Origin of the sequence: Alitabrizicola rongguiensis (assembly GCF_021491355.1) — a bacterium.
GTDB lineage: Bacteria > Pseudomonadota > Alphaproteobacteria > Rhodobacterales > Rhodobacteraceae > Aliitabrizicola > Aliitabrizicola rongguiensis.
In genome coordinates this window covers 541,111-562,490 of the sequence record NZ_JAKENF010000003.1, presented here as the reverse complement: position 1 = coordinate 562,490, position 21,380 = coordinate 541,111, and the positions used below count along the sequence as shown (strand labels likewise).

General features: G+C 64.8%; 18 protein-coding genes. 10 read left to right on the top strand and 8 right to left on the bottom strand.

All coding sequences use genetic code 11. The features are described 5' to 3' along the window. Positions 1–45: 45 nt before the first annotated feature. Positions 46–1,515 (top strand): leucyl aminopeptidase, encoded by a 1,470-nt coding sequence (locus L0V05_RS14205; RefSeq protein ID WP_234871559.1) that lies wholly within the window; start codon positions 46–48, stop codon positions 1,513–1,515. A 7-nt stretch (positions 1,516–1,522) separates the two neighbouring features. Next, a complete protein-coding gene (locus tag L0V05_RS14200) occupies positions 1,523–1,993 on the top strand; it encodes a DNA polymerase III subunit chi (RefSeq protein ID WP_234871558.1) in 471 nt (156 codons plus the stop codon). Between the two features lies 1 nt (position 1,994). Here L0V05_RS14200 and L0V05_RS14195 read toward each other — a convergent pair whose 3' ends face one another. Then, positions 1,995–2,669 carry an AIM24 family protein gene (locus L0V05_RS14195; RefSeq protein WP_234871556.1) on the bottom strand — a complete coding sequence of 225 codons (675 nt, stop codon included), beginning with the start codon at positions 2,667–2,669 and terminating at the stop codon, positions 1,995–1,997. Between the two features lie 16 nt (positions 2,670–2,685). Beyond that, positions 2,686–3,486 carry a bestrophin-like domain gene (locus L0V05_RS14190; RefSeq protein ID WP_234871554.1) on the bottom strand — a complete coding sequence of 267 codons (801 nt, stop codon included), beginning with the start codon at positions 3,484–3,486 and terminating at the stop codon, positions 2,686–2,688. Positions 3,487–3,535: 49 nt separating this feature from the next. Here L0V05_RS14190 and L0V05_RS14185 point away from each other — a divergent pair, with 49 nt between their 5' ends. After that, entirely contained in the window at positions 3,536–4,579 is a 1,044-nt protein-coding gene (locus tag L0V05_RS14185) for a TAXI family TRAP transporter solute-binding subunit (protein ID WP_319937874.1), read from the top strand. On the opposite strand, the gene L0V05_RS14180 is transcribed toward L0V05_RS14185, so the two are convergent. From L0V05_RS14180 to L0V05_RS14170, 3 genes are read right to left on the bottom strand one after another with little or no spacing between them, the layout of a single operon-like run. Beyond that, positions 4,576–5,148 carry a retropepsin-like aspartic protease family protein gene (locus L0V05_RS14180; RefSeq protein ID WP_234871550.1) on the bottom strand — a complete coding sequence of 191 codons (573 nt, stop codon included), beginning with the start codon at positions 5,146–5,148 and terminating at the stop codon, positions 4,576–4,578. The genes L0V05_RS14185 and L0V05_RS14180 overlap by 4 nt on opposite strands. Before the next feature lie 58 nt (positions 5,149–5,206). Next, a complete protein-coding gene (locus tag L0V05_RS14175; protein ID WP_234871548.1) occupies positions 5,207–5,830 on the bottom strand; it encodes a MarC family protein in 624 nt (207 codons plus the stop codon). Beyond that, on the bottom strand, positions 5,827–7,674 hold the full coding sequence (locus tag L0V05_RS14170; protein WP_234871546.1) for an ABC-F family ATP-binding cassette domain-containing protein: 1,848 nt from the start codon (positions 7,672–7,674) through the stop codon (positions 5,827–5,829). Before L0V05_RS14170 ends, L0V05_RS14175 begins: the two co-directional genes overlap by 4 nt. 140 nt (positions 7,675–7,814) lie before the next feature. Here L0V05_RS14170 and ndk point away from each other — a divergent pair, with 140 nt between their 5' ends. Beyond that, positions 7,815–8,237 (top strand): nucleoside-diphosphate kinase, encoded by a 423-nt coding sequence (ndk, locus tag L0V05_RS14165; protein ID WP_234871544.1) that lies wholly within the window; start codon positions 7,815–7,817, stop codon positions 8,235–8,237. A 78-nt stretch (positions 8,238–8,315) separates the two neighbouring features. On the opposite strand, the gene L0V05_RS14160 is transcribed toward ndk, so the two are convergent. The 3 genes from L0V05_RS14160 to L0V05_RS14155 all read right to left on the bottom strand — a co-directional run bounded on the left by L0V05_RS14160 (position 8,316) and on the right by L0V05_RS14155 (position 9,634). Next, positions 8,316–8,645 (bottom strand): TfoX/Sxy family protein, encoded by a 330-nt coding sequence (locus tag L0V05_RS14160; RefSeq protein WP_234871541.1) that lies wholly within the window; start codon positions 8,643–8,645, stop codon positions 8,316–8,318. A 56-nt stretch (positions 8,646–8,701) separates the two neighbouring features. Continuing rightward, on the bottom strand, positions 8,702–8,836 hold the full coding sequence (locus L0V05_RS20535; RefSeq protein WP_255683772.1) for a hypothetical protein: 135 nt from the start codon (positions 8,834–8,836) through the stop codon (positions 8,702–8,704). A 363-nt stretch (positions 8,837–9,199) separates the two neighbouring features. Next, the gene (locus L0V05_RS14155; RefSeq protein ID WP_234871539.1) at positions 9,200–9,634 is read right to left on the bottom strand and encodes an RrF2 family transcriptional regulator; all 435 of its coding nucleotides are present in this window, start codon (positions 9,632–9,634) and stop codon (positions 9,200–9,202) included. Positions 9,635–10,037: 403 nt separating this feature from the next. On the opposite strand from L0V05_RS14155, the gene L0V05_RS14150 reads away from it, so the two are divergent. The 6 genes from L0V05_RS14150 (at position 10,038) to L0V05_RS14125 (ending at position 21,284) form a co-directional block, all read left to right on the top strand. Then, entirely contained in the window at positions 10,038–12,431 is a 2,394-nt protein-coding gene (locus L0V05_RS14150) for a glycogen/starch/alpha-glucan phosphorylase (RefSeq protein WP_234871537.1), read from the top strand. Between the two features lie 46 nt (positions 12,432–12,477). Further along, on the top strand, positions 12,478–14,658 hold the full coding sequence (glgB, locus tag L0V05_RS14145; RefSeq protein WP_234871535.1) for a 1,4-alpha-glucan branching protein GlgB: 2,181 nt from the start codon (positions 12,478–12,480) through the stop codon (positions 14,656–14,658). Positions 14,659–14,735: 77 nt separating this feature from the next. Further along, entirely contained in the window at positions 14,736–16,010 is a 1,275-nt protein-coding gene (gene glgC / locus L0V05_RS14140) for a glucose-1-phosphate adenylyltransferase (RefSeq protein WP_234871533.1), read from the top strand. A gap of 98 nt (positions 16,011–16,108) precedes the next feature. Beyond that, positions 16,109–17,539, top strand: coding sequence for a glycogen synthase GlgA (glgA, locus tag L0V05_RS14135; RefSeq protein WP_234871532.1), 1,431 nt, complete (start codon positions 16,109–16,111; stop codon positions 17,537–17,539). Beyond that, positions 17,536–19,659 (top strand): glycogen debranching protein GlgX, encoded by a 2,124-nt coding sequence (gene glgX, locus L0V05_RS14130; RefSeq protein ID WP_234871530.1) that lies wholly within the window; start codon positions 17,536–17,538, stop codon positions 19,657–19,659. Before glgA ends, glgX begins: the two co-directional genes overlap by 4 nt. Continuing rightward, positions 19,656–21,284 carry an alpha-D-glucose phosphate-specific phosphoglucomutase gene (locus tag L0V05_RS14125; RefSeq protein WP_234871528.1) on the top strand — a complete coding sequence of 543 codons (1,629 nt, stop codon included), beginning with the start codon at positions 19,656–19,658 and terminating at the stop codon, positions 21,282–21,284. Before glgX ends, L0V05_RS14125 begins: the two co-directional genes overlap by 4 nt. The last annotated feature ends 96 nt before the right edge of the window (positions 21,285–21,380 follow it).

The following is a 21,380-nucleotide window of genomic DNA, read 5'->3' as shown; positions in this document are numbered from 1 at the left end:
CTGGCCGACCGTTCCCATATAGACAGACAAATCCGGAGCCCGCTCATGTCCACCCCCGTCACCATCCAGTTCCGTTCCACCGAGGCCGAGGCCGCAGCCGGGTTTGCGGGCAAGGTCGTGATCATCGCTGGTGCGAATGGGGCCATCGGGCCGGTCTCTCGCAAGATCAACCGGCTGACCAAGGGCGCGCTCGAACGGTTTCTGTCCTCGCCTGCGTTCGAAAAGATGAAGCCCGGCGATGCCGCCGAACTTGCCTGGCCCGCAGGCATCGCCGCCGAAGCGGTGCAGATCCTGCGCCTGGACCGGCAGGCCGACGCGCTGACCGCCCGCAAGGCTGGCGCTGCCGTGGGCAAAGCCCTTGGCGCGAGCGGGGCGCTGGTGCTGGCTGAGGGCCATCCCAAGGCTGCCGAGATCGCCTATGGCCTGGCGCTCCGGGCCTATGACTTTACCGCCTATCGGACCGGGGAGGTGACTTCTCCCGGCGAGGTGACCTTCCTCGTTGCAAACCCCGAGGCGGTCGCGGCGCAGGCCACGGCCCATGCAGCGGTGACCGAGGGCGTGTTCTTCACCCGTGACCTGACGAACGAACCGGCGAATATCCTGACGCCTGTCGATTTCGCCGCTCGTCTGGCTGCGATGCAGGAACTGGGGCTCGACGTGGAGATCCTCGAACCCGAGGAGTTGAAGAAGCTCGGGATGAACACTCTTCTGGGCGTGGCCCAAGGTTCGGCCAACCCGCCACGCGTGGTGGTTATGCAGTGGAATGGCGGCGCCAAAGGCGACGCGCCGCTGGCGCTGATCGGCAAGGGCGTGACCTTCGACACCGGCGGCATCTCGATCAAGCCGGCGGCGGGGATGGAGGACATGACCGGCGACATGGGCGGTGCGGGCGTCGTTTCGGGCGTGATGCGGGCGCTGGCCCTGCGCAAGGCCAAGGCCAATGTCGTCGGCATCGTCGGGCTGGTCGAGAACATGCCGGACGGCAACGCTCAGCGGCCGGGCGACGTCGTGAAATCGATGAAGGGCGACACGATCGAGGTCATCAACACCGACGCAGAGGGCCGACTCGTGCTGGCTGACGTGCTCTGGTACGTGCAGGAGCGCTTCAAGCCGGTCGGCATGGTGGACCTTGCCACCCTGACCGGGGCGATGGTCGTGGCGCTCGGGCATGAGAACACCGGCGTCTTCTCGAACGACGACACCTTCTGCAACGCCTTCCTCAAGGCCGCGAAGGCCGAGGGCGAGGGTGCCTGGCGGATGCCGCTTGGCGAGGCCTACGACGCGCTTCTGAAATCGCGCATCGCCGACATGAAGAACGTTACCGGTCGCGAAGGCGGCGCCATCACTGCCGCCTGCTTCCTGCAACGTTTCGTCAAGCCGGGCACGCCCTGGATTCACCTCGACATCGCAGGCACGGCCAGTTTGAAGAGCGACTCGACCTTCGCGCCGAAAGGCGCCACGGGCTGGGGAGTCAGGACGCTGGACCGGCTGGTGCAGGACCTTTGCGAAGGCTGACCGGGCCTTGGGCAGCGTCATCTTCTACCACCTGACCCGCAGCACGGTCGAACAGACCCTGCCGCAGATCATCGCGCGATCGCTCACCGCCGGCTGGCGCGTCGCCGTGCGGGGGGCGGATCGCGCGCGGCTCGAATGGCTGGATGAGAAGCTCTGGCTTGGATCGGAGGAGGATTTCCTGCCGCATGGTCTCGCGGGTGGCCCCCATGACGCCGACCAGCCAATCCTGCTGACCGACCGTCCCGGCCTGCCCAACGGTGCGCGCTGCCTGATCGCCATCGATGGCGCGGCCATCGACCCCGCCGAGGCCGAGGGGCTGGAACGCGCCTGCCTGATCTTCGATGGCGGCGATGCCTCGACTGTTGAAGCGGCGCGCGGCCAGTGGCGCGCCGTCACCGCCGCCGGCCTTGCGGCGCAGTACTGGTCCGAGGAGTCGGGCCGGTGGGAAAAGAAACAGGAACGGGCGGCGGCAGGCTGAGTCAGGTCGCCCCGTCGTCGTCCTGCCCGCCGATCTGGCGCAGGAGCTTTTCGTTCCAGTAAGGCGTCCAGCAGACCAGGACCTTGCCGGTGCCACGGAAGACCCTCAGCCGGGTCTGGCCCGAGATGAAGCTCCGGAAGAACCCGGCAGGACGCTCGGAGCGGAAGGTCAGCCCTTCGGTCCGGCCAAGGACAAGCCGCCCCTGCACCCGCATCTCGGCCTTGCTGATCTCGACGATCTCGACGGGGCCGGGGGTATTGATGGCGGCACGCCCATGGCCCGCCAGCAAGGTCTTCCAGTTGAAGAACCCGTCGCCCGCCCATAGCGAGGCGAAGAACGGATCACGCGTGAGACCCAGCTTGACCGACCCCTCGCAAGCCCAGAACACGCCGGGCTCAAGGATCCAGCGCTCGCCATCGGACACGTCGAGCAGATGGTAGCCGCCGGTCGAAGGCTGCAGGAGGATTTCGCCCGTCCCCTCGTAGAAGGGTCGGATCGTGCCTTCGGGAATGAACAGGCTGCGGAACATGTCCCGAAGGCCGGGCAGGCGGGGGATCAGGCGGATCTTGCCGCGCAGGTTGGACATCGCCCCCTTGCGGGCGCGCACCGTTTCGTTGGCGATTTCGATGCGGATCTGCCGCATCCCTTCAACGTCCCGGATCGAGAAATCGGCCATCTGACGCGCTCCACCCTCAACCGTTCGCTTCGTCCCAGACCATCGTCTTCTGCCAGAGCAGGACGAAGGAATCGGGCTGCAGGGCCGCAGGGCCGCGCAGAGGCCGATCGAGCACGATGATGACGAACAGGATCACCCCAAGGAAGAACGCCGTGATCGACCCCAGAACGAATTGCTGCAGCGTGCGCATGCGGAGCAGCACGATCAGCAGGATGTTGACCGCCGCACCGACCAGAACCGCATACCACAGCACCCCTGGAATTCCGGTGATGGTCCCGCTCAGACGAACCTGCCGCGCCTCGACGAAACGCTGGAAGCCCGACAGAACCTCCGCATGCAAGAGTTCCTGCCCCTTGGTCTGCGGCTCGAACCGGCCGAGCTTGTTACGGATCGCAGCGACTCGATCAACGCCGCCGTTCAGGATCCGGCCGTGGCGATGGGCGGGCCAGTCGGCATTGATGGTGAACAGGGCATAGTCGCGCATCATGCCCCGGACATCGCTGCGCAAGGGCTCCGGATAGGAATCCATCGAGGTATAGAGCGCGCCCAGCATCGACGCTTCATCCTGAATCCCGGACCTGATGCGTTCGTTGTTCTGATAGGCGGCCACGGTCAGAAGGCCGAGAAGCAGGCCGTAGAACAGGCTGAACCCCGCCGTGACGTACGAGACGTTCTGATTGAAATCCGGCCCCGTTCCCATCAGCAGCCGAAGGATCGGCTTGATGATGACCACCCCGATCAGCACCGATCCGACGATCAGGATGGTGATCGTCAGCGCCAGTTGCGCCAGATCCATGTCATAGACGAAGTCCGGCATCGCCGTCTGTCCCCACTCTGCGCCGATCCCACATCCGGTCGGAGGCACAATGACGAGGGGCAATCAAGCAGGCAACTGGCCAGATGGGCACGGCTCGGCTATTTTCGCCGCAACCAGCGATCGGGGGCAGGGGATGAAGGCGGCTGCAGCAGTATTCGGGGTTCTTGGACTGTGCACCTCCGTCGCCAGCGCGCAGGAAATGCCTTTCTTCACGGTCGGGTCCGGCGATGTTTCGGGCGGCTACTACGCGGCGGCATCGGCGATCTGCGATCTGGTCAACCGGGTCGAAATGGGGGCAATGCGTTGCAGCCCAGATCCGACGACGGGATCGGTCTACAATCTCGATGCGCTTCGGCAGGGAGAACTCGACTTGGCGCTCGTGCAGTCGGACCTGCAGGCGCAGGCGCTGACCGGAACGGGGCGCTTCGCAACCAAGGGACCGATGCCCGACCTGCGCAGCGTGATGGGACTTTATCCTGAAACGATGACCATCCTCGTGCGCACGGATGCTGGTGCAACGGATATCATGGACCTAGCTGGGAAGCGGGTGGATATCGGTCACCCCTCGTCCGGCCGTCGCGCAACGGTGGAACGGATGCTGTCGGCGATCAACCTGAGTGAAGACGAGTTCTCGGAGCTTGCCGAACTTCCGACCAGCACCGCGATCGAGGCGATCTGCGACGGCGCAATCGATGCGACATTTCTGATGGTCGGCCACCCGAACGACGCGATTGCGACCGCGCTCAACTCCTGTCCCGTGACGGTGCTCCCCTTGTCGCTGGACGAAATCCGGCAGGTCATCGGAACCGGCAAGGACCTGACGGCGTCCTCCATCCCCATGGCGAGCTATCGGCCCGGTTCGCCGGCACAGCAGAGTTTCTCGGTGACCGCGACACTGGTTGCCCGGGCCGACACGCCTCAGGAGGTGGTCGAGGCGATCGTCACGGATGTTCTTCAGGCGCTTCCTGCCCTTGGTCGGCGCGCGCCGATCCTTGCTGGTCTCGAGCCGCGCGGTCTGGCGACGAACGGCCTGACCGCACCGCTCCATCCCGGCGCCGACGTGGCCTTTGCCCGGGCGTTCAGTTCGCCCTAGCGCGACAGGACCATCTTCTGCCCGTCAATCTCCATCTTGAAGCCGTGCAGGTAATCCATGCCGAGAAGCGAGCCGTCCATCTCGCCGCGGTTGACCCATGCAGCTTGGTCGCGGTCGGTCCAGGGGCCGAGCGTCAGGCTGTCGAGTCTGACCCGAGCCGTCGAGACCGCGCCGTTCGCCGTCTGCGCCTGACCGACATAGGCAAGCGACGAAGGGTCGATCCCAACGCGACGCGCATCCTTCTGTGACAGGACGATATTGCTCGCCCCGGTATCGACAAGAAACTCGATCGACTGACCATTTACCTCGACCGGCAGGTAGAAATGACCGTCGGGCGCCCGCGTGACCTCGACCCGCCCGTCCTGGACGACCGCCTGATAGGGCAGGTCGCGGCGCATATCAGCCCACAGGCCATAGCCCGCGGCGACGCCAACGAAGATCAATCCCCAGGCCATGAAGTTGCGCAGGGCCGCACCCAGCCGCCCGCGATACTCGACCAGGACCCAGCCGCCGACCGCAGCCAGCAGGACGGCTAGGTACATCAGCCGCATCAGATCGTTGGTATCCATCCGCTGCTCCCCTTGACCTTGCGGATGTAGGGATGCCGCCGGGGCTTCGCAATCGCTGTCAGGAGGTCAGAAGGCCAGTGCCAACGATCCCGTCGATGACGAACTGGACCGACAGGGCCGCGAGCAGCATGCCCAGAAGCCGGGTGATGACCATCGTCCCGGTCCGGCCAAGGGCGCGCTCGATCGGACCTGCCACCTGGAACAGCAAAAAGACGATGGCGATCACCGCCATCGCCTCAAGGAACACCAACCCTGCGCCGGTCCAGCCCGGCCCCGACTTGCCGACGAGGAGGATCATCGAGGCAAGCGCCCCCGGCCCGGCGATCAGCGGCATGGCGAGCGGAAAGACCGACGGATCATGTGCCGGATCCGCATGTTGCCCCTCGCGCCGCTGCGTCCGGCGTTCGAACAGCATGTCGAGCGCGGTCAGGAACAGAAGGATCCCGCCGGCGATGCGGAAAGCGGGCATCGAGATGCCCACGAAGGTCAGGAGTTTCTCGCCTAGAAGGCCAAATACAATCAGCAAGGCTGCGGCGATCGTGCAGGCGCGCCGCCCGACAGCCCTGCGCTGCTCCGGCGACACGCCCTGCGTGAGCGCGATGAAGAGGGGGATCAGGCCGAGGGGGTCGATGACAACGAAAAGGGTCACGAAACTCGTGATCAGGAACCCCGTGTCGATCACCCGCCCGCCTCCTCCAGCTTTTCCTGCGCGGTCAGCCACAGTGCCTCGGCGCGATCGAGCCCTTCCATCACCTCGGCGTATTTCTTCTGCCAGGTCTCAAGTTCGCCGATCCGCGCCTGTTCGTAAAGCTCTGGGTCGGCGAGCTTCTTGGCCAGCTTGTCGCGCATCTCGTTCAGCTTGGCCAGACGGTCCTCACTCTTGCGCACCTCGGCCTTGAGCGCGAGGATCTCGTCGCGGCTCGCCTTCTTCGGCTTCTCGACCGGGGCTTTAGGCTTTTCCACCTCGTCGCCGGCCAGAAGCATCCGGCGATAATCCTCAAGATCGCCCTCGTAGGGCGCGACCGCGCCGCCCTTCACCAGCCACAGCCGGTCGGCAACGAGGCCCAGGAGGTGCATGTCGTGGCTCACCAGCACCACGGCGCCGGTATATTCCGTGAGCGCCTCGACCAGCGCCTCACGGCTCTCGATGTCGAGGTGGTTGGTCGGCTCGTCGAGGATCAGAAGATGCGGCGCGTCGATGGTGGCTAGAAGCAGCGACAGCCGCGCCTTCTGCCCGCCCGACAACCGCGCCACCACGGTATCCGCCTGATCCGCCATCAGGCCGAAGCCCGCGAGGCGCGCACGCAGCTTCGGCTGCCCCTCGGCCGGGCGGACCCGCATGATGTGCTGGAGTGGCGTTTCGTCCAGATGCAGTTCGTCCACCTGATGCTGCGCAAAATAGCCGACGCGCAGCTTGGACGAGGTCGTCATCCGACCCTCGCTGGCCTGCAATTTGCCTGCGAGCAGCTTGGATAGGGTCGATTTTCCCTCGCCGTTGCGGCCGAGCAGGGCGATGCGGTCGTCTTGATCGATCCGCAGCGACAGCTTCCTCAGCACCGGCTTGCCGCCATAGCCGACCGCAGCGCCGTCGAGGTTGACGATCGGCGGCGAGAGTTCTTCCGGCTCGGGGAAGGTGAAGACCTGCTTCTTCGCCTCTTCCGGCGGGGTGATCGGCGTGAGCTTCTCCAGCATCTTCACCCGGCTTTGCGCCTGAACGGCCTTGCTGGCCTTGGCTTTGAACCGGTCGACGAAGCTTTGCAGATGCGCCCGCCGCGCTTCCTGCTTCTTCGCCTCCGCCGTCATCACCGCAATCCGCTCGGCCCGCTGGCGTGCGAACTGGTCATAGGGGCCGGTCCAGTAGGTCAGCTTCTTCGCGTCCAGATGCAGGATGCCCTGCACGGCGCGGTTCAGCAGGCCACGGTCATGGCTGATGATGATGACGGTATGCGGATACTTCTGGAGGTAGTTCTCCAGCCACAGCGCGCCTTCGAGGTCGAGGTAGTTGGTCGGCTCGTCAAGCAGCAAAAGGTCCGGCTGGGCGAAAAGCACACCCGCCAGCGCCACGCGCATCCGCCAGCCGCCCGAGAAGTCCGAACAGGGGCGAAGTTGTTCTTCCGGCTCGAAACCCAGACCCTTCAGGATCGCGCTGGCCCGGCCCTCGGCCGACCAGGCGTCGATATCGGCCAGCCGGTGCTGGATCTCGGCGATGCGGTGCGGGTCGGTGGCATGTTCCGCCTCGGCCATCAGCTCGGCCCGCTCGGTGTCGGCGGCCAGCACCGTATCGAGGAGCGAGGTCGAAGACGACGGCACCTCCTGCGCGACACCGCCGATCTTGGCGCGCGAGGGCAGGGTGATCGAGCCGCCCTCCAGCGCGAGGTCTCCCTTGATCAGTCGGAAGAGCGTCGTCTTGCCCGCACCGTTGCGCCCGACTAGGCCGACCTTGTGGCCGGTCGGAATGGTGGCCGAGGCGCCCTCGAACAGGGGGCGGCCTTCGACGGAATAGGTGATGTCCTCGATCTTCAGCATGGGATGCGTCCTGCCCCATGGGGGATGCGGCGTCAACCGGCGCTCCCGGCTTTTCAAGGCGGAAGGCCCGTGATAGCAGGGCGCGGCAATCACGAGGGGCGGGCAGGGGCCTGTCCCGACAATTCCGGAAAGTGACCCTCATGGCCATCGAACGCACGCTCTCGATCATCAAACCCGACGCCACTCGCCGCAACCTGACCGGCAAGATCAACGCGAAATTCGAGGAAGCCGGCCTGCGCATCGTCGCGCAGAAGCGCATCCACCTGTCGCTGGCTCAGGCGCAGAAGTTCTACGAGGTCCACAAGGACCGTCCGTTCTTCGGCGAACTGACCGAGTTCATGGCCTCCGAGCCGGTCGTCGTGCAGGTGCTGGAAGGCGAAGGCGCCATCGCGAAGAACCGCGAAGTCATGGGCGCGACCAACCCGGCCAATGCCGCCGACGGCACCATCCGCAAGGAATTCGCCCTCTCTGTCGGCGAGAACTCGGTCCACGGCTCGGACGCGCCGGAAACCGCCGCGGTCGAGATCGCCTATTTCTTCTCGGGCCTGGAACTGGTCGGCTGAACGAATTTTCTCGCGAGAATTCAATGATGAAAAGGGCCGCTCATGCAGCGGCCCTTTGATTTTTCGTAGAAAAACCGTTCACTTTGCGCGGGTCACTACGCCGATTGCATTCAGCGCCGCCTCGATCCCCGAGCGACTGCTGCCCGTCTCAGCCTTGATCGCGTCGAAGCGAACCCGCAGCGCCTTCTTCTCCTCGCCCTGGCAATCGTTCCAGGGACGCCCCTGCAACCCCATCACCAGCACGTAATAGCCGATGAAATGCGGTTGTGTGCCCGCGCGGAGGAGGCGGCGATAGGCCTCGTCCGGCCCGAGCGCGCGGATTTCCTCGGCCGAATGGATGCCGGCGCGCGCAAAGGCGGCCTCGCTCGCAGGCCCGAGATTGGGGATCGAGGATACAGGGGAAGGCATGGTCGCGCTCCGGTCTGGACCGAGACTATCGGCCGGACCGGACGCGGGAACAAGGCTCAGATCGAGGCCCAGTCCTTGAAGATCGGCTTCTGCCCTTGCTGGGTCGAAGGTTGGGTGCTGGCGCCCATCTGGCCGGAACCCTGCGGGTTCGAGCCTTGCTGATGCGGTGCCGGGGTCGGTTTCTTAGCCATGTCAGTCTATCCGTTTTCTCTTTTTCTTGGCGGAACCATCCGCCGCAACCAAAAGACGTCCTGCTCGTGCGCCCAGATCCGCCGGGAAACCCAGACCTTTGCTGGAGAGCCCCCGCCCCGGTTCTGGACGCCGGGCAAGTATGCGCTCAGGCGGACGAATTCAACTGAAGAATCGTGCGGAACCCGACATTTGAAGCGGGGTTTGCGACAAAGGTCACACAGATGTCACCATCGCCAACGCCAAAGAAACAGCGCGCAGAAGATGTCATCCTGGCCTGATTCGCCGCACGCGCATCGCCGCGACGCAGAATCGCGAACGGGGAATTACTGCCGGGGCCTTCCTCTACATGCGTGGGGGGGCGATCAGGCCGCCTTCAGCAGGGTCTGCAGATCACCATTGTCGTCGACCAGTTCGGCCAGGGTCGTGCGGTCGAGGCGGGCGTAGAAGGCGTCGATCGCCTCTTTCAGGACGCAGGCGAGGCGACAGGCCCCCTTCAGCGGGCATTCGCGTTCCGAGCCCTGCCAGCAATCCGCGAAGGGAAGAGGGGCCTCGAAACTGCGGAAGACCTGGCCGACCGTGATTTCGCCGGCAGGTCGTGCAAGGGACAACCCGCCATGGCGACCGCGCCGGGTCTTGATGTAGCCGTTCCGCGCCAGCAGGTGAATCACCTGGGCCAGATGGTTCTCGGAAGCGTCGCAGGTCGTCGATATCTCATGCCGCTGCACGATCCGACCGTCGTTGACCGCGCAGAACATCAACGTCCGCAAGGCCAGGCTGGTCCGCATGGTCAGTCTCATGGCTCATGTCCCTCGCCAGGAAAATCCGCATGAAATGTATAGCAATATGTCGAATGCCCCGATTTGATGCAGATCATGCGATATGACTCTGCATGGTCTTTGGTCTCGACGGCGGCGCAATGCGCCAGCGATTGCGACACTTGCCGCAAAAAGCGGCACGTGCGTGGGAAAGCCACTCGAGCCTGTTGATCACTTGGCACCGCTGTGAGCAAATGCCCGCCAAGATCACTTCGGTTTGTGGCCCCAGACCGAGTCGAGGACCGAAAGGAAGACCGATGAATCGGGTTGCCACATACCCTTCAGGCTTGCAAAAATCGCAAGACTGTCAAAGCATTGGTTCCGGTAGCCCCCTCGGCCGCTGATCTGCTCTGATCCGCTTGACCCAGACTCAGGAACCGACGCCTTGTTCGATACCCAACTGACCTTGCCCGACCTCAAGACCGCGATCCTGCAGCACCTGACCTACACGCTTGGGAAGGATGCTCAGAATGCCAGCGTGTATGACTGGCGAATGGCGCTGAGCTTCGCCATCCGCGACCGGATCGTCGGCCCATGGTTCGCGTCAACACGCCGCACCTGGGCCGAGGATCGCAAGCGCGTCTATTACCTGTCGATGGAGTTCCTGATTGGGCGCCTGCTCGAGGATGCCTGCGTCAATCTCGGTTTGCGGGACTTGGCCGTGCAGGCGATGGAGGATTTCGGCCAGGATTTCTCGTCCATCGTCGAGAACGAACCCGATGCGGCGCTTGGCAATGGCGGCCTTGGGCGCCTGGCAGCCTGCTTCATGGAATCGATGGCGACGATCGGGTGTCCCGCCTACGGCTACGGCATCCGCTACGAGCACGGCCTGTTCCGCCAGCGCTTCGAGGCTGGCCACCAGGTCGAAACGCCCGAAGACTGGCTGCTGAGCCGCCACCCCTGGGAGTTCGAGCGCCCGGAGAGTGCCTACACCATCGGCTTCAAGGGCACGGTCGAGAACCGCGACGGCCGCGAGGTCTGGGTTCCGGGCGAAACGGTGCAGGCCGAGGCCTATGACACGCCCGTGGTCGGCTGGCAGGGCAAATGGGCGAACACGCTGCGGCTCTGGGGAGCGCGGCCGACGACCTTGTTCGATCTGGAACGCTTCAACCGCGGGGACTATACGGCGGCCGCCGAACCCGAGACGCTGGCCCGTACACTGAGCCGGGTGCTTTACCCAGACGACACGACCTATCAGGGCAAGGAACTGCGCCTCAAGCAGGAATTCTTCCTGACCTCGGCCGCGCTGCAGGATATCCTTCGCCGCTACCTCAAGAACCATAATGATATTCGGGCCTTGCCGAAGCATGTCGCCATCCAGATGAACGACACGCACCCGGCCATCGCCGGGCCGGAGCTGATCCGGCTCCTGACCGACGGGCATGGCGTCGAGTTCGTCGAAGCGCTGGAAATCGCCCAGGCCTGCCTTGGCTACACCAACCATACGCTTCTGCCCGAGGCTCTGGAACGGTGGGCGACCTTCACCTTCGGCAATGTGCTGCCCCGCCACATGCAGATCGTCGAGCGCATCGATGCCTGGCACAAGGACGAGTACCACTCGCGCCCGCATTACGTCGGCATCGTGAAGCATCACGAGGTGCGGATGGGCGAGCTGGCCTTCATCATGGCTCACAAGGTGAACGGCGTCTCGGCCCTGCATTCCGAGCTCATCAAGAAAAACCTCTTCCCCGAGCTCGACAAGCTGCATCCTGGTCGGATCATCAACGAAACCAACGGGGTGACGCCGCGCCGGTGGCTCAGGATGTGCAACCGGCCGCTGTCTAACCTCATTACCGACACGATCGGCGACGGCTGGGAAGACGATCTCGACCGGCTGCGCGACCTGGAGCCTCATGTCGAGCAAAAGGGGTTCCGAGACGCCTTCGGCGCCGCCAAGCGGGTCAACAAGGCGCGGCTTTCGGACTGGCTGAGGACGGAATGCGGGGTCTCGGTCAACCCGGACGCGATGTTCGATGTTCAGGTCAAGCGCATCCACGAATACAAGCGCCAGCTCCTCAACATCCTTGAAACCATCGCCCACTGGCACGCGATCAAGCAGAACCCCAAGGGCCGGTGGGTGCCGCGCGTCAAGATCTTCGGCGGCAAGTCGGCGCCGGGTTATGCCGTCGCCAAGGAAATCATCCACCTTATCAATGATGTGGCGAGCGTCGTTAACTCGGATATCGAGACGCGCGACCTCCTGACGATTGTCTATCCGCCGAACTACAACGTCTCGATGGCTGAACGCCTGATCCCTGCCGCCGACCTGTCCGAACAGATCTCGACCGCCGGGAAGGAGGCCTCGGGCACGGGCAACATGAAGTTCATGATGAACGGCGCACCGACCATCGGCACACTCGATGGCGCCAATGTCGAGATCCTCCAGGAAGTCGGTCGCGAGAATTTTTTCCTGTTCGGCCTGACCGCGGAGGAGGTGCTGAAGCGGCGCGAGGATGGCGACCATTCGAAGAAGGCAATCGAGGCGTCGAAGCCCTTGCAGGATGTGCTGCAGATGATCGCAGAGGGCCGCTTCTGCCCGACGCAGAAGGACCGCTATCACGGCCTTGTCCACCGGGTCTGGCACCACGACTATTTCCTCGTGGCCGACGATTTCGACGCCTACCGCGCCGCGCAGGCCGAGGTCGACCGGGCCTTCGCCGACCGCGACCGCTGGCTCAGGATGGCCGCGATGAACACGGCACGCTCCGGCTTCTTTTCGTCGGACCGCACGATCCGGGGCTACATGAAGGATGTCTGGTCGGTGGAAGCGGCGCTCTGAAACGGCGCTCCAACCACCGGCTGGCTTGAGAGGAGGGGAGGACTCGATGGCCAAGGCAGCAGAACCGCTTGTCGAAGCGGGCGCAGCGCGTGCGATCGCCGACGGGTCGCATGGCGACCCCTTTGCCGTGCTGGGTCCTCACCAGAAGGGCAAACGCTGGACGGTGACCGCCTTCGTTCCCGGCGCTGACCGGTTGACGGTTCTTGCCGGAACCCAGATCGCGGCTTCGCCTGTCCCCGGCACGCCTGGCCTTTTCGTGGCCGAGATCGGCAAGAACCAGCCCTATCGCCTGCGCGCGGAGCAGGGGAGTAACTTCTGGGAATTCGAGGATGCCTTCCGTTTCGGCCCAGTGCTGGGCGAGATGGACGAATACCTGCTGGGCGAGGGCACGCACCGCCGCCTGTGGCAGGCCCTTGGTGCCCATGCGATCACCCATGAGGGTGTCGAGGGGGTACATTTCGCCGTCTGGGCGCCGAATGCGCAGCGCGTGTCCGTCGTCGGCGATTTCAACGTCTGGGACGGTCGCCGCCACCCGATGCGCCGCCGCGGTGCGACGGGCGTCTGGGAAACCTTCGTCCCCGAGATTGGCGAAGGCACGGCCTACAAATACGAAATCCGCGGCCCCGGTGGCGCAATCCTGCCGCTGAAGGCAGATCCCGTCGGCTTCGGCTCGGAACATCCGCCCAAGACCGCCTCGGTCGTCCGCCGTATCTCCGGGGCGAAATGGGGCGATGATGGCTGGATGGCGGAGCGCGGCCCGCGCCAGACGATCGACGCGCCAATCTCGATCTACGAGGTTCATCTGGGGTCGTGGCGTCGCGCACCGGGCGACCGGATGCTCTCTTATCAGGAACTGGCCGATCAGCTTGTCGACTATGCGGCAACGATGAGCTTCACACACCTGGAACTGTTGCCGATTTCCGAACACCCATTCGATGGCAGCTGGGGATACCAGCCTGTCGGCCTGTTCGCCCCCACCATCCGCCATGGCACGCCCCCCGAATTCCGGGCGTTCGTGGACGCCGCCCACAAGCGCGGACTGGGCATCCTCCTCGACTGGGTGCCAGGGCATTTCCCAACCGATCCGCACGGGCTTGGCCAGTTCGACGGTACCGCTCTTTATGAGCATGCCGACCCGCGCGAGGGGTTCCACCAGGACTGGAACACGCTGATCTACAACTACGGCCGGCGCGAGGTGGCGAATTACCTCGTTTCGAACGCGCTCTACTGGCTCGAGGAATACCACCTCGACGGGCTGCGCGTGGATGCGGTCGCCTCGATGCTCTACCGCGACTATTCGCGCGGCGAGGGCCAGTGGATCCCAAACCGCGACGGCGGGCGCGAGAATTACGAGGCGATCGAACTGCTGCGCCGGATGAACATCACCGCCTATGGCGAATGTCCCGGGATCATGACCGTCGCCGAGGAATCGACAGCCTTCCCGGGGGTGTCCCGCCCGGCAAATCACGGCGGGCTCGGCTTCGGGTTCAAATGGAACATGGGCTGGATGAACGACACCCTGAGCTACATGCACAAGGATCCCATCCACAGAAAATGGCACCACCACCAGATGACCTTCGGGCTGCATTACGCCTGGTCAGAGAACTACATCCTGCCGATCAGCCATGACGAGGTGGTGCATGGCAAAGGCTCGATGCTCGACAAGATGCCCGGGTCGGGGGCCGAGAAATTTGCCAACCTGAGGGCCTATTACGGCTTCATGTGGGGCCATCCGGGCAAGAAGCTGCTGTTCATGGGCCAGGACTTTGCCCAGGGCCGCGAGTGGAACCACAACCAGAGCCTCGACTGGCACCTGCTAGACCATGCCGAACACCGGGGCGTGCAGGCGCTAGTCCGCGACCTGAACACCACCTACCGCGCCACACCGGCGCTGCATTTCAACGATGCGCGGCCAGAAGGCTTTGCCTGGATCGAGTCGAACGATGCCGAGGCCTCGGTCTATGCTTGGGCGCGCTATGGCGGGCCGCAGGACAAGGCAGTGGTCGTCGTGTCGAACATGACCCCGGTCGAGCGCCAGTACCGCCTCGGCTTCCCGCGCCCCGGTCGATGGGAGGAGATCATCAATACCGATGCGGCACTCTATGGCGGCGGCAATCGCGGCAATCTGGGTGGCATCGCGACCGAGGCGGTCGCCTGGCACAATCAGGCGCAATCTGCATTGATCGCCCTGCCGCCCCTTACGACTTTGATGTTCCGCCAGGCCTAGCACCTGCGGACCAAACGGAATTCGAGTTGCAAACAAAAGACCGGGGCCGGCGCCCCAGAATGTCACGGGAGGAAGGGATGAAACCAAGACCGAATACGCGGCTGTCGTCGCAGGCCATGGCCTTCGTGCTTGCCGGAGGGAGGGGGTCCCGGCTCAAGGAGCTGACCGACCGCCGCGCGAAACCGGCCGTCTATTTCGGCGGCAAGGCCCGGATCATCGACTTCGCCCTGTCGAACGCGCTGAACTCCGGCATCCGGAAGATGGCGATCGCCACCCAGTACAAGGCGCACAGCCTGATCCGCCACTGTCAGCGCGGCTGGAACTTCTTCCGGGCGGAACGGAACGAATATCTCGACATCCTGCCCGCGTCGCAGCGGGTGGACGAGAACAAGTGGTATCTCGGCACCGCCGATGCGGTGGCCCAGAACATCGACATCGTCGACAGCTACGGCATCCAGTATGTCATCGTCCTTGCCGGCGACCACGTCTACAAGATGGATTACGAGATCATGCTGCGCCAGCATGTCGAGACCGGCGCGGACGTGACCATCGGCTGCCTGACCGTGCCGCGGATGGAGGCGACCGCCTTCGGGGTGATGCATGTCGACAAGACCGACCGCATCACCGCCTTTGTCGAGAAGCCGAAGGACCCGCCGGGAATTCCGGGCGACCCGGACCATGCCCTGGCATCGATGGGCATCTATGTCTTCGACTGGGCCTTCCTGCGCGACCTGCTCTTGAAGGACATGGCCGACCCGAATTCGAGCCATGATTTCGGCAACGACCTGATCCCCGACATCGTCAAGAACGGCAAGGCCATGGCGCACCGCTTCTCGGAAAGCTGTGTGACGAGCGGGCTCGAGGAGGAACCCTACTGGCGCGACGTGGGGACCATCGACGCCTATTGGCAGGCCAATATCGACCTGACGGATTTCGTTCCGAAGCTCGACATCTACGACAATGGCTGGCCGATCTGGACCTATGCCGAACTCGTGCCCCCCGCCAAGTTCATTCATGACGAGGATGGCCGCCGCGGTATGGCCATTTCCTCGCTGGTGTCGGGCGCCTGTATCGTCTCGGGGTCCGAGGTGCGCAATTCCCTGCTCTTTACCGGCGTCCGAACGCATTCCTACTCGGCGCTCGAATATGTCGTGGCGCTGCCTTACGTCGAGGTCGGCCGGAAGGCGCAGCTCAACCGCTGCGTCATCGACTCGGGGGTCGTCATCCCTGAGGGGCTCGTGGTCGGCGAGGACCCCGATGAGGACGAGAAATGGTTCCGCCGCTCCGAGCAGGGGATTGTCCTCATCACCCAGGACATGCTGAATGCGCGGGCGGCGAAGCTCGGGAAATAGGCCGGACCGGGCAGGGGGGCTGTCTGCCCCCCTCCTGGTCTTGCGGCCAGGTCACCCCCCGAGGATATTTTTGAATAGAAGTTAGCAAGAGGGCAGGCATGAGCGGTCAGGTTCTTTCGGTGGCCTCGGAATGCGTGCCGTTCCTCAAGACAGGCGGGCTGGCGGATGTCGTGGGCGCTCTGCCCGCCGCGCTGAAGCCGGTCGGCTGGGACATGCGGGTGCTGCTGCCCGCCTACCGGTCGCTGCGGTCGCGGCTTGGGGATATGGACGAGGTCTGGTTCGAGGCCGACCTGTTCGGTGGCCCCGCGCGGGTATTCGCCGGCGAGGCGCAGGGCCTGTCGCTGATGCTGCTTGACGCCCCGCATCTCTTTGACCGCGAGGGCGGGCCCTATGTCGGTCCGGGCGGAGACTGGCCCGACAACGCCTTCCGCTTTGCCGCGCTGAGCTGGGCCGGGGCAGAGATCGCCCGCAACGGCGCGGGCGGCTGGAAGCCCGACGTGCTTCATGCCCATGACTGGCAGGCGGGCTTTGCCCCGGCCTATCTGCGCTATCACGGGCAGGGCGATGTCGTGTCTGTCATCACCATCCACAACGTCGCCTTCCAGGGCTGGGCGCCCTCTGCTCTGCTCGGTCCGCTGCGGCTGCCGGGGAACGAGTTCCATCCGGGGGCGCTGGAGTACTTCGGCGGCCTTTCGTCGCTGAAGGCGGGTATGGTCACGGCGGATGCGATCACCACCGTCTCGCCCACCTATGCCGAGGAACTGATGCGCCCGGAATTCGGCATGGGGCTGCAGGGGGTGATCTCGGCCCGCGCCGATCGGGTCTTTGGCATCCTGAACGGGGTCGACACCGCCGTCTGGTCGCCCGAGGCGGATCCCGGCATCAGTGCCTATTCGGTGAAGACGCCGAAGAAGAAGGCCGCGAACCGCATGACCCTGTCGCAGGAATTCGCGCTGGACGTTCCCGGGCCCCTGGCCATCGTCGTCAGTCGCTTGACCGATCAGAAGGGCATCGACCTGCTGCCCGATGCCATCCCCGGCTTCATCGAGGCGGGGGGCGGGCTGGCTGTGCTCGGATCGGGCGATCCGGCACTCGAGGCGGCGATGCACAACCTTGCCGCGCGCTATCCCGGCCGGGTCGGCGTGCGCATCGGCTATGACGAGGGGCTGAGCCACCGCATGTTCGCCGGAGCGGATGCCGTGTTGGTACCATCGCGCTTCGAGCCCTGCGGCCTGACGCAGATGTATGGCCTGCGCTATGGCACCCTGCCAGTGGTAGCCCTGACCGGCGGGCTGGCCGATACGGTCATCGGGCTGTCCCCCGCGACCGAGGCGGCGGGAACCGCAACGGGCATCGTCTTCTATCCCACCGATGCGCTTGGCCTGTCGCAGGCGCTGAAGAAGCTGATCGATCTTCACGCCAATTCCACCGCCTGGGCACAGGTGCAGCGGAACGCGATGCGCCATCCGGTGGGTTGGGAAACCTCGGCCGCGGCCTATGCCCGACTCTACGAAAGCCTGATCGGATGACACCGACGGCGGAATGCCCGCCTGCGCGGCTGGCGGGCCACGACATCTCGACCGGGCGAGACTGGCCGATGGGGGCGGTCTTTGATGGCGACGGCGTGAATTTCGCCGTCTTCTCCGCCCATGCCGAGAAGATCGAGCTTTGCCTCTTCGCCCCGGACGGTCGGCGCGAGATCGCCCGCCTGCCGATGACCGAGCGGGACGGCGACATCTGGCATATGCGCGTGTCGGGGCTGATGCCGGGGGCGCTCTACGGCTACCGCGCCCATGGGCCTTACGCGCCCGAACAAGGTCACCGCTTCAACCCCAACAAGCTGCTGCTCGACCCCTATGCCCGCGCCTATGACGGGCGGCTGCGCTGGTCGGATGCGCTGATGGGCTACAAGGTCGGCAGTCCGCGGGCAGACCTGTCCTTCGATACCCGCGACAGCGCCTTTGCAATGCCGAAATGCGTGGTGACCGACCCGTCCTTCCACTGGGGCGAGGATCTGCCGCCGCACCGCCCCTGGTCCGAGACGCTGATCTACGAGGCTCATCCCAAGGGCCTGACCATGCTGCATCCCGGTGTCGAGAAAAGCCATCGTGGCACGATCGCCGGCCTCGCCTCGAATGCGGTGATCGACCATCTGCTGTCGCTCGGCGTGACGGCGGTCGAACTCATGCCGATCCAGGCCTTTGTCGACGACCGCTTTCTGGTGATGAAGGGGCTGAAGAACTACTGGGGCTACCAGACCATCGGTTTCTTCGCGCCGGAACCCCGATACCTTGGCCGCGGCGGTCTGCGGGACGTGCAGGCCATGGTCCACCGTCTCCATTCCGCCGGGATCGAGGTGATCCTGGACGTGGTCTACAACCATACTGGCGAGGGTGACGAATTCGGCCCGACGCTCAGCTTTCGCGGTCTCGACAACCGCAGCTACTACCGGCTGGTCGAGGGCGGGCGCTACTATGTCAACGACACCGGCACCGGAAACACGCTGAACCTGACCCATCCGGCAGTGCTGCGGATGGTGATGGACTCCTTGCGCTACTGGGTCGAAACCTTTCACGTCGATGGTTTCCGCTTCGATCTTGCCCCGGTCCTGGGGCGCGAGCCGGGCGGCTTCGACGCGAATGGCGGCTTCTTCGACGCGGTCCGGCAGGATCCGGTGCTGGCCCGGGTAAAACTCATCGCCGAGCCTTGGGATATCGGCCCCGGCGGCTACCAACTGGGCAGCTTTCCCCATCCCTTTGCCGAATGGAACGACCGCTTCCGCGACGGGGTCCGGCGGTTCTGGAAGGGCGATGCGGGCCTGACTCCCGACCTTGCCAGCCGCCTTCTGGGATCGGCCGAACGCTTTGACCGCAATGGCAGGCCCGCAACCGCATCGGTCAATTTCCTGACCGCCCATGATGGCTTCACGCTTGAGGACCTTGTCAGCTTCACCGTCAAGCGCAACCTCGCCAATGGCGAGGACAACCGCGACGGCCATTCAGAGAACCACTCCGACAACATGGGTGTCGAGGGGCCAACCGGTGATCCCAAGGTTCTGGCGGCGCGCGCGCTGCGCAAGCGCAACCTCCTCGCCACGCTGCTGCTGGCGCAGGGAACGCCGATGATCCTGGCGGGGGACGAGATCGGCAACAGCCAGGGCGGCAACAACAACGCCTATGCGCAGGACAACGAAACCGGCTGGATCGACTGGAGCAATTCCGACCACGAACTGACCGCCTTCGTCGCCCGGCTGGCACGCCTGCGCCGCAGCCATCCGGTCCTGAGCCAGAAGCGCTTTCTCCATGCCCAGCTGCGCGAGGCCGACGGCCTGCCCGACGTGATCTGGCGCTGCGCAGATGGCACGACGCCCCGGCCCGAACACTGGCACGATCCCGCCTTCCGATGCCTTGGCGTCGAGCTGCGCCGGGCGGCCGAGGAAGGGTCCGCCGGGACCGACGCGCTTTATGCGCTGTTCAACTCTGGTCCGGCCTGTGCGGCGGTCCTGCCCAACACGGCAGCGGGCTGGCGACTGATCCTCGACACGACCCGCCCTGAAATCGAAGAAGAAGCCTGCCTCGCAAGGATTGCAGTCCCGGCCCAATCCGTGCTGCTGTTCGAAGCGACTGGACCAGCCGGAGGAGCACCATGAGCGTTCACATCATCGCCACGACCCCAATTGCCGGGCAGAAGCCGGGCACCTCGGGCCTGCGCAAGAAGACGCCGGTCTTCATGGGGCGCCACTATCTGGAGAACTTCGTCCAGTCGATCTTCGACGTGGTGGGCGCCAAGGGAAAGACCTTCGTTCTGGGCGGTGACGGGCGCTACTTCAACGATCGCGCCGCGCAGGTGATCCTGCGCATGGCGGCGGCGAACGGCGCGGCGCGGGTGATCGTGGGGCAGGGCGCGATCCTCTCCACACCGGCGGCGAGCCACCTGATCCGCCTCAACAAGACCGACGGCGGGATCATCATGTCGGCCAGCCACAACCCCGGCGGCCCGAATGAGGATTTCGGCGTCAAGTTCAACATGCCAAACGGCGGCCCGGCGCCCGAGGCGGTGACCGAGGCGATGTATGCGCGCACGACTGAAATCACGCAGTACCACATCGTCGAAAGCCAGGATGTGGACCTGTCGAAAGTCGGGCGCACCTCGCTTGCCGGAATGACGGTCGATGTCGTTGATCCGGTTGCCGATTACGCCGCGCTGATGGAAAGCCTGTTCGATTTCAATGCGATCCGGGCGATGTTCAAGTCTGGATTCCGGATGCGCTTCGACGCGATGTGCGCGGTGACCGGGCCCTACGCCACCGAGATCCTCGAGAACCGCCTTGGCGCGGCCAAGGGCACCGTCGTCCACGGCACACCCTTGCCCGATTTCGGCGGGATGCATCCCGATCCGAACCCGATCTGGGCAAAGGAGCTGATGGACGAGATGTTCGGCGCGGACGCGCCGGATTTCGGCGCGGCCTCGGATGGCGACGGCGACCGCAACATGATCGTCGGGCGTAATGCCTATGTCTCGCCCTCGGACAGCCTCGCGGTGCTGGCGGCGAATGCGACGCTCGCGCCCGGCTACAAGGCGGGGCTGAAGGGCGTGGCGCGCTCGATGCCGACCTCGGCGGCGGCTGACCGGGTGGCGGCGGCGCTGAAGATCGGCAGCTATGAAACCCCCACCGGCTGGAAGTTCTTCGGCAACCTACTCGACGCCGGCAAGGCCACGATCTGCGGCGAGGAAAGCTTCGGCACCGGATCAGACCATGTGCGCGAGAAGGACGGGCTCTGGGCGGTGCTGATGTGGCTCAACATCCTCGCCGTCCGAAAGGAAAGCGTGGCCGAGATCCTGACCTCGCACTGGTCATCGTTTGGGCGCAACTTCTACTCGCGCCATGACTTCGAGGCGATCCCGACCGAGAAGGCCGACGCGATGATGGCGGCGCTGCGGGCGGCGCTGCCGTCGATGCCGGGGCATCAGGTCGAAGGCATGATGATCGCCGATGCCGACGACTTCGAATACACCGATCCGGTCGATGGCTCGGTCAGCCGCAAGCAGGGCGTGCGCATCCTGTTCGAAGATGGCAGCCGCATCGTGCTGCGCCTGTCGGGCACGGGAACCGAAGGCGCAACGCTACGCCTCTACCTCGAACGCTACGAGGAGGACCCGGCGAAATTCGGCCTCGACCCGCAGATCGCGCTCGGCCCGGTGATCCGCGCCGCGCATGGTCTGGCCCGGATCGAGGAACATACCGGCCGCTCGGCGCCGGACGTGGTGACCTGAGGGCAGTAAGCGACAAGGGGCGTCGCGAAACCGTCGCTTTTCGCGATGCCCGCCCGGGCTTTCCCGCATTTGCTGCGAGAAAAGGGCCAGGGAGAC

What these genes read in the sequence shown, in the direction of transcription:
- L0V05_RS14205 (WP_234871559.1), top strand. Translation starts at nt 46, where the DNA reads ATGTCCACCCCCGTCACCATCCAGTTCCGTTCCACCGAGGCCGAGGCC.
- L0V05_RS14195 (WP_234871556.1), bottom strand. Translation starts at nt 2,669, where the DNA reads ATGGCCGATTTCTCGATCCGGGACGTTGAAGGGATGCGGCAGATCCGC.
- L0V05_RS14190 (WP_234871554.1), bottom strand. Translation starts at nt 3,486, where the DNA reads ATGCCGGACTTCGTCTATGACATGGATCTGGCGCAACTGGCGCTGACG.
- L0V05_RS14185 (WP_319937874.1), top strand. Translation starts at nt 3,536, where the DNA reads ATGACGAGGGGCAATCAAGCAGGCAACTGGCCAGATGGGCACGGCTCG.
- L0V05_RS14180 (WP_234871550.1), bottom strand. Translation starts at nt 5,148, where the DNA reads ATGGATACCAACGATCTGATGCGGCTGATGTACCTAGCCGTCCTGCTG.
- L0V05_RS14170 (WP_234871546.1), bottom strand. Translation starts at nt 7,674, where the DNA reads ATGCTGAAGATCGAGGACATCACCTATTCCGTCGAAGGCCGCCCCCTG.
- ndk (WP_234871544.1), top strand. Translation starts at nt 7,815, where the DNA reads ATGGCCATCGAACGCACGCTCTCGATCATCAAACCCGACGCCACTCGC.
- L0V05_RS14160 (WP_234871541.1), bottom strand. Translation starts at nt 8,645, where the DNA reads ATGCCTTCCCCTGTATCCTCGATCCCCAATCTCGGGCCTGCGAGCGAG.
- L0V05_RS20535 (WP_255683772.1), bottom strand. Translation starts at nt 8,836, where the DNA reads ATGGCTAAGAAACCGACCCCGGCACCGCATCAGCAAGGCTCGAACCCG.
- L0V05_RS14155 (WP_234871539.1), bottom strand. Translation starts at nt 9,634, where the DNA reads ATGAGACTGACCATGCGGACCAGCCTGGCCTTGCGGACGTTGATGTTC.
- glgB (WP_234871535.1), top strand. Translation starts at nt 12,478, where the DNA reads ATGGCCAAGGCAGCAGAACCGCTTGTCGAAGCGGGCGCAGCGCGTGCG.
- glgC (WP_234871533.1), top strand. Translation starts at nt 14,736, where the DNA reads ATGAAACCAAGACCGAATACGCGGCTGTCGTCGCAGGCCATGGCCTTC.
- glgA (WP_234871532.1), top strand. Translation starts at nt 16,109, where the DNA reads ATGAGCGGTCAGGTTCTTTCGGTGGCCTCGGAATGCGTGCCGTTCCTC.
- glgX (WP_234871530.1), top strand. Translation starts at nt 17,536, where the DNA reads ATGACACCGACGGCGGAATGCCCGCCTGCGCGGCTGGCGGGCCACGAC.
- L0V05_RS14125 (WP_234871528.1), top strand. Translation starts at nt 19,656, where the DNA reads ATGAGCGTTCACATCATCGCCACGACCCCAATTGCCGGGCAGAAGCCG.